6 protein-coding genes are annotated in these 6,954 nt (G+C 70.0%); 2 read left to right on the forward strand and 4 right to left on the reverse strand.

From position 1 onward, the window contains the following. The first annotated feature begins 771 nt into the window (after positions 1-771). Both ACIA5F_RS29955 and ACIA5F_RS29960 read left to right on the forward strand, forming a co-directional pair. Positions 772-1,137: a hypothetical protein gene (locus tag ACIA5F_RS29955; RefSeq protein WP_399358415.1), complete on the forward strand. Its 366-nt coding sequence runs from the start codon at positions 772-774 to the stop codon at positions 1,135-1,137. Between the two features lie 368 nt (positions 1,138-1,505). After that, positions 1,506-2,306, forward strand: coding sequence for an alpha/beta fold hydrolase (locus ACIA5F_RS29960; RefSeq protein WP_399358417.1), 801 nt, complete (start codon positions 1,506-1,508; stop codon positions 2,304-2,306). A 230-nt stretch (positions 2,307-2,536) separates the two neighbouring features. Here the strand turns inward: ACIA5F_RS29960 and ACIA5F_RS29965 are convergent, their stop codons facing one another. From ACIA5F_RS29965 to ACIA5F_RS29980, 4 genes are all read right to left on the reverse strand, one after another. Further along, positions 2,537-3,760: a hypothetical protein gene (locus ACIA5F_RS29965; RefSeq protein ID WP_399358419.1), complete on the reverse strand. Its 1,224-nt coding sequence runs from the start codon at positions 3,758-3,760 to the stop codon at positions 2,537-2,539. A gap of 40 nt (positions 3,761-3,800) precedes the next feature. Continuing rightward, positions 3,801-4,316, reverse strand: coding sequence for a telomere-protecting terminal protein Tpg (tpg, locus tag ACIA5F_RS29970; protein WP_399358421.1), 516 nt, complete (start codon positions 4,314-4,316; stop codon positions 3,801-3,803). A gap of 253 nt (positions 4,317-4,569) precedes the next feature. Next, a complete protein-coding gene (locus ACIA5F_RS29975; RefSeq protein ID WP_399358423.1) occupies positions 4,570-5,070 on the reverse strand; it encodes a DUF4232 domain-containing protein in 501 nt (166 codons plus the stop codon). 599 nt (positions 5,071-5,669) lie between these two features. Then, positions 5,670-6,734: a hypothetical protein gene (locus tag ACIA5F_RS29980; protein WP_399358425.1), complete on the reverse strand. Its 1,065-nt coding sequence runs from the start codon at positions 6,732-6,734 to the stop codon at positions 5,670-5,672. Between the last annotated feature and the right edge of the window lie 220 nt (positions 6,735-6,954).

Here is a 6,954-nt window from a genome sequence, read left to right on the forward strand (position 1 = left end):
CTGCAGAGGCAGACTCTGGGTGGTGTCCCTCCCGGCGCCGCCATTCCCAACACGTCCGGAACAGCGGGTACCAACGGCTATCTGCTGATGCGCTTGTCCTGCGACAGCCCCATCTGGTCCTCGGCATGATCCCCGTCCGGAAGACCGTCGGGGTTACTGTAGTACCGGCCACCTCCGCGGCCAGCGGGCTGCCCCCGGTCCCGTACAGCTCCTGCCTGTGGGAACAACCGGGCACGACGACCACCAGGAACACCCGCTCCCCTTGTGCCCCGTGGCGCCGGCCCTCTCTCCACCCGCGCGATGACAAGGGCTGCCCTACCAGCCCTTGGTGCAGTACTCCCGCTCACGCTCGAACATGTCGTCCGGCTCCGGGACTCAGCCCCCGGGCTCCTGGCCGATCACCTCGCACCGGCCCCGGCCGCCAGCGCGCATGGGGCTGAGCACATGCGCCGGTAGGCCGGGATTCGAGAGTGCCGACTTCCTGGTCGTGAATTTCGACCCGCCGGGCAATGACCATGGGAAGTTCATCGAGAGTTCGGGCGAACCGAACCGGAAACGAACCAGCCCTCGCAGCCGTGATCGGCGGCATACCAGCAGGTCTCGGTACGCCCCCTGCACGTGACCCCAGGGGCGCCGCACCCGCTCTGCTCGCGGTGGACGGCAAGGAGCTGAAGGTGTGGTTCCACAGCCGGTCCGGGTTCCCGCCCACCCTCACAGGGGAGAGCTGACCCGGCCGGGCAGACCGTCCGGTCATGAACCGAAAGGCACCCCGTGCGCAAACTTCTGGCACTGACCGTCACCCCGCTGGTCGCCATGGCCGCCGCCGCGGCCCTCAGCACCCCCGCCCACGCCCACACCTATGCCCATGCCGACGCCACCGGCAGACTCACCGCCCTCGACTCCGGCGTCTTCCACCCGCCCGGAGAGGGCGACCCCGTCGAGGAGATCGTCAACCCGGCGGCCGGCTGCTACCGGCTGAGCGGAGACGCCCCGGACTCCAGCGTCGCCTTCGAGAACAACACCGACCAGGACCTCACCGTGTACCTGAGCGAGGACTGCACGGAGCAGCCGCGCACCACAGTCACCGCCGGAACCACCTTCCGGGACTTCGGATCCGTCTCCGTCAAGGTGTCCTGACCGGACCCACACGGCAGACACCCCGGACACGGGCCGGTGAGCGCGGCCCCAGGCTACGACCCCAGGCTGACGAAGAGACACGAATGCGCCTTCGGTGTGGTTCTGCTCCCGGTTCCAGTTCGAGTGTGCCCGGTTCCGGAAGGGCTGGAGACGTTACTGGTGGACCTGGGAATGACGTGGAGGGACGATGCGCCGCTGTGCGACGAAGCGGCTGAGCCGGCCGCCCGTACTCGGCAGCCCTGGTGCCGGGACCACGCGCATGGACGGCATGCCGCCGGATGTCCCGTGTGCGTTTCACAGCGAGGTCCTTCCGGGAACGGAGCCCGGGTGCCGGCCGGTGTGCTCTTCCGTCGTGGAGGCGGCCGGCCATGGATGAGCCCTGCCCCGATCCCACCGGCATCCTGTTTCTGGACGGACGGCCCATCGAATACGCGCTGCGTGGCAGCGGGACGGCCACCACCGTGTTCGCCCACGGCCTGGGCGACACCATGACACAGCTGGCCGGACTGGCGAGCCAGGTCGCTGGACGGCAGGCCTTCTTCAACTTCGGTGGCCACGGGCGTTCGCAGGCCGCCCCGGGGCCACTGCGGTACGACACCCTGGTCGGCGAGCTGCTGGCGGTCCGCGCGCATACCGCCGGCGACCGCGCGGTGGGCCTGTCCATGGGGGCCGGAGCCGTTCTGCGCCTCCTCGTCGACCATCCCGGCCTGCTGCGACGCGCCGTAATCCTCCTGCCGGCCACCCTGGACCGTCGCGGGGCGGACACACCCTGTCTGTGGTTCGCAGACCTGGCCGAGCACGTCGAGAAAGGCCAGGTGGACAAGGCCGCCGCCATGCTCATCAGGGTGTGCCCGCCGATGCCCCAAAGCGCCGCGGGCTCCTGGAGCACCAAGCGTGCCGCCTTCCTCATCGAGCACGGCTACGCGAACCGTCTGCGAGAGGTCGGGGCCATGTACCCGGTCCGGAACACAAAGGATCTCGCCCGCGTCACCACACCGGTCATGATCATGTGTCACGAGAACGACCTGGCCCACAGTGTTGACGTGGGAGAACAGATGGCCGGCCTGCTCCCCGCCGCCGAGCTGCACGTCCTGCCCGACCGCTCTCTCCTGACCAGCGGCCGGGAGGCCGCCGCACAGCTTCCGGCCGACTTCCTCAACGACGCGTAGAAGCATTTCCAGGCACAGCACACCCTTCTTCCGGACGGTCCCGGCCTCGCGCAGCCCCCGGCGCTGTCCGGCCCGAGGTCTCCCGCCCGCGCCGGGCAAGGGCACCGTCGGCCAGCCGGGGCTGACGTGGTTTCAGGTCCCCCGGCCGCCGCCCGGTCGGCGCGGTACCTCCGGGTCCGGGGCGTACGGGGGGTACGGGGATGAACCCGCCGCGCCCAGACACGGCGGGTTCACGGGCAGGCGCCCGGGTACGGGTTGGGCTGTCGGCCGGTGGTGAGGGGTGTGGCGGCAGTGGCGGTCGTATCCAGGGTGTGGAAGAGCGCGCGTGCGGCGGCGCCGGTGGGGGTCATCCGGGTGGCTGCGGTGAGTTGGCTGCCGGTCATCGGGTCGTGGCCTGCCTGGATGAGGCTCTGCACGCCGCTGGCGCCGAAGGCCTGGACGGTGCCTTCCAGGTCGAACACCGGGATCGTGGTGGCACCGAGTCCCGCGAGCATCCTGACGTCATCGACCATGGTGTTCAGGCTGTTGTAGGGCGGGAGTCCGGCGTTGCCGATGGTGACCTGCCCCGCGGTACCGAAGCGGTGCTGCATGTCCGTGTAGTAGGACGCCACGTAGCCCGATCCCAGGTCGATCCCGAAGGCGCGGTATGCCTGCAGGAAGTACTGGTCGTATCCCGATGGAGGGAAGGCCGTGATGCTGAGCGCGGCCTGCAGTGCGATGCTGCCGTTGTCGAGGTCGTCCAGCGCGTACGGTACGGGCGAGCCCGCGATCCGCATGCCGTTCTGGTGCGCCCAGGTGATGGTGTCGGCGTAGGTGCGGATCGCGGCGCATTGCGCGGCGGGATCGAGGCTGCCGGCGGTCAGCAGGGCGTTGAAACCGGTCAGGTCGCCGCCGGTCAGTGCCTGGGTCACCGCCTGGTCGCCGGTGGGGGATTCCAGGTCCAGCACGGTCTCGGAGAACTGCAGGCCGTTCGCGAGCGACCAGCTGTGGAACGCCTTGACGGCGCTCTGGACGAGGGCGGCGTTCTGCTCGGTGTCGAAGGTGCCCTCGTCCAGCGGCATGGTGATCCAGGCATTGACCGGGACACCCCGGGCATTGGCCTGCTGGACGAGGGCGAGCCCATCGGTGCGCTGGTTCTCGCCCGGCAGTGCGGGCCCGAAGTCGGAGCCGTACACGAGGTCGACGTAGAGCGGGCTGTGGCCGGCGGCCAGGGTGTTCCACACCGCGTCGGTGAACGCGCTGAGATCGCGTGGACACGTCAGCGGGTCCTCCGCAAGGCACGGCTGTACGTCCTGGCCCGCCCAGAAGCCCACCTGCGCGCCGAGGGCTCGGGCACTGGGCGCGGCAGCGGCCGCCGGCTGCCTGCCGGCTCCCGTCAACGCCGAGCACACGAGCGCACTCACCGCGACGAGCACGGACAGCTTGGCGGACCGTGGCAGACCCTTCAGGGACATGACCATTTCCGACCTCCGTATACGTATCGTCCCGGTGTTGTCACGGGGCGACCGTGACACAGGCGCGACGTGTCCCGGTCCTCGCCATCCCGGTGACCCTGCCGACGCTCCCCGAATGGCCCGGACACGCAACTCGGCCGCCGCCCTCGCCGACCCGGGGGCCGGGCACCGAGAAGAGCACGGCCATCGGCCCGGACCGGTCGACATCAGCCTCGACCGGTCCGGGCGCGGCGGTGAACCCGAACCGGTCCCTCGTCTCCATGACCAGGCCGGTCTGCGTGGTGGCCTTCTCCCGGGCGCGCTTGCGGACCAGGGGCTGCCACCGGCGCCGCACCTCCGCTTCGAGGCGGGCGACGTGTTCGGGGCGCGGGGTCCGGATCGGGTCGCGCACGTACCGCTCGACGGTGCGCTGCGAGATCCCCCGCAGAGCGGCCGCCGTCTTCGTGGACTTGGTCTGCTCGACGAGGTGGCGCATCCGCGCACCCGCCGACCTGGGGACCGGGCGGGTCCTGGTGATCTGGGCGGCGCGCTCCAGGCTGTCTCCGAGTATTCCCACGGCGGGGCTCCTTCCGTGAGCGGCGCCGGGAACGGCTCCAGCAGGTCTTCCAGGAGTACGGGCCCGCCAGCGCCGTCGCCGCGCCCACGGCAGGTACGAGATGCCCGCCCGACCCGAGCACCTCACGATCCGCGAACGCCTCGACACGGCCCCGCCGTTCCTGATGGGGGTATGTGCCGATCACCTGCCCGAGTCCCTGCTCCAGGACGCCGCCACCGCGTGGGGGACGCCCGTCCCGGTGCCCCGGTGGTGGTCAGGCGCCGGGCTGGACGGGGCCGATGAGGGTGCCCTTGGTGACGGCGAAGGCGCCTTCGGCGACGGAGGTGCCCGGGATCATCCCGTCGGGTGCGCGGAGGGTGAACGATGCCTCGTCGGCCGGGGTCGTGCGGCCGGTGTCGGGGACCTGGATGTCGAAGTGGACCGGTCGGCCCGGTCCGAAGGTCACCGTGGCGTTCTGGTCGCCGTACCACCCCGCGGTCACGGGCAGCGTCCTGCCGTGACCGGAGAAACTGAGGTCGGCCGGTGAACCGGCCAGCGTGCACGGGGCGTAGCCCCTGGGCGCGGTCAGGGTCACCCGGAAGTGGAGGTGGCCCGCGCTGGACCGGTCCTGGGCGATCTTCGCAAGATGGTTGGCGGGCCGGCAGGCCGACGGTGCGGCGCTGCCCGCCGTCGCGGCCTGCGCGGTTCCCAGAGCGGTAGCCGTCAGAACGGCGGCGACAACGACGGTAGCGGTGAGCGTGCGGCTCATGCCCATGGTGGAACTCTCCTCACGGTGCGGGGAACTGACGGTGAATACTCGGATGCCTCCGGGCGGGGCGCCGGCCCTGCAAGGTCTCCCGGACGGTTCGTGCGGAGTAGCCGTCGGCCGGTTCTCACCGGGGCCGCGGCCGGACCTCCTGCACCCGGTCGTCCCCGAACAACCGGCAGAACACCGGCCCGTACCAGGCCGGGAGCCAGGGTCAGGGCCCAGTACGGTGAACATCGCCTCGGCCACCTGGTTCCCCGACCCCGCACCTGAGTGGCCGTCTCCGGCCAGGAACAGTCCCCCGCCCTTGAACGCGGGCCACCGACCACACCGTCACCCCCGAGAACCGGGCCGGGCGTCGTCGGCCCAGCCTTCGCGTCGTGCACCTCTGATCCGGTTCCCCGCCCGCACCACCGGTCCCCGGCCTGCCGGCCGAACGCCGCTGGAACAGCACCGAGCCGTCAGCGCCACCGAGCCCCCCCCTGACAGACACCCCCAGAACCGGGAAACCTGACCCCGGAACCACCCCCCGGTGAACCACGAGTACGGCCTCACACCCCGCAGGCGATGGGACAGAGGTTCGCGGGCGTTCCGTTGAGGACAGGCCGCTATACAGCGGTGTTGACGACGTTGAGGAAGCCGAAACGGTGGTGGGAGGTGGAGAGGTCGCCCTGGGTGTCGGTTCCCGTGGGAAGCACGATGCCGGATGAGATGGACCTCATCTTCGGGGCTCCGGTCTGCGCCTGGAAGGGGATGTTGATCGTGGTGGGCGCGGCAGGTCCCAGTGCCCCGATGCCCGCGGGTACGGCGAGCCGGTAGACGGAGGGAATCGCGGGGTCGTCGTTCTCGTAGAGCGCGGTGAATCCGGCGGGCCGGCCGGAGGAGGGAACCCGGGTGTAGAAGGGGGTGGAGAAGGTGAAGTGCGCGACGTGGTCGGTTCCGTCGAGCAGAGTGCCCGCACCGTTGTAGAAGTTGAACGGGACGCTCGCCGCGGCGCCCCCCGTCACCAGAGGCTGCTCGGAGAGCGTGTAGAACAGGTTGGTGTTGCCGGGTGCGGGTGTAGGCAGGCTGGACTTCACGAACAGGAACGCCCAGGTGTTGCGGGTCAGGTCGCTGTCCTGGTCCTGGGTGTTGCCCGCGTCGGTCGTAAAGATGGCCCGGCCGAGGGGCGCCGGGCCGGATGCTCCGGGGTCGAGGCTGAAGGAGACCGTGACGGTGGTGGAGGAGTTGGCGGGGAACCCGGAGAAGGCGACTTTGATGATCGAGGGAACGTCGGCGTCCGTGTTCTGGTAGAGCCAGCTGGAGGTGGCCCCGCTGACCGAGGGCAGGCTGTTGACGTTGGCGTAGAACGGGGTGATCACCTTGAGCGAGACCGGGCCGGTGGCGGCCACGCTGCTGAAGTTGCCGACGGTGATCGTCATGGTCGCGTTGCCGCTGCCGTCGTAGATGGCAGCGGCGCTCGTGCAGTAGAGGTTGACGATGTTGGGCAGGAGCGCGTTCCGTGCGGGGTCGGCTGAGCCCTGCGGGCCGGCTGCGGCGGCCTCCCTGGAGAGGCTGCCGCCCAGCCCGATCGCCGCGGCACCCAGGGTGGCGGCCTTGATCATGTTGCGCCGCCCCAGCAGACCCGGTTCCGCCGATCCGGCGATGGACTGCTCGTGTGTCTGGTTGTGCATGAAGAATCCTCCGGTGGTGGATGACAAGGCTGGGCCGACACGAACTCTCTGCCCCATAGCGTGACTATTCGCTCATTCATTGCATAGTGCTGAAAGGGTGATATCTAAGAAGCCGTTGCTCTATTGAGCATGGTGGGCATGAGTTCGAGTGTGGTTGCCCGGCGGGGTGATCTTCCGACGGTCCGGGCATGAAGGCAGGGCCTCCCGAACAGCTCGTGGG

The organism is Streptomyces sp. NPDC051567, from assembly GCF_044454165.1.
Lineage (GTDB): Bacteria > Actinomycetota > Actinomycetes > Streptomycetales > Streptomycetaceae > Streptomyces.

Bases quoted from the DNA above. Each gene is read 5' to 3' on its own strand.
- ACIA5F_RS29975 (WP_399358423.1), bottom strand. From the start codon at position 5,070: ATGGGCATGAGCCGCACGCTCACCGCTACCGTCGTTGTCGCCGCCGTT.
- ACIA5F_RS29960 (WP_399358417.1), top strand. From the start codon at position 1,506: ATGGATGAGCCCTGCCCCGATCCCACCGGCATCCTGTTTCTGGACGGA.
- ACIA5F_RS29965 (WP_399358419.1), bottom strand. From the start codon at position 3,760: ATGTCCCTGAAGGGTCTGCCACGGTCCGCCAAGCTGTCCGTGCTCGTC.
- ACIA5F_RS29980 (WP_399358425.1), bottom strand. From the start codon at position 6,734: ATGCACAACCAGACACACGAGCAGTCCATCGCCGGATCGGCGGAACCG.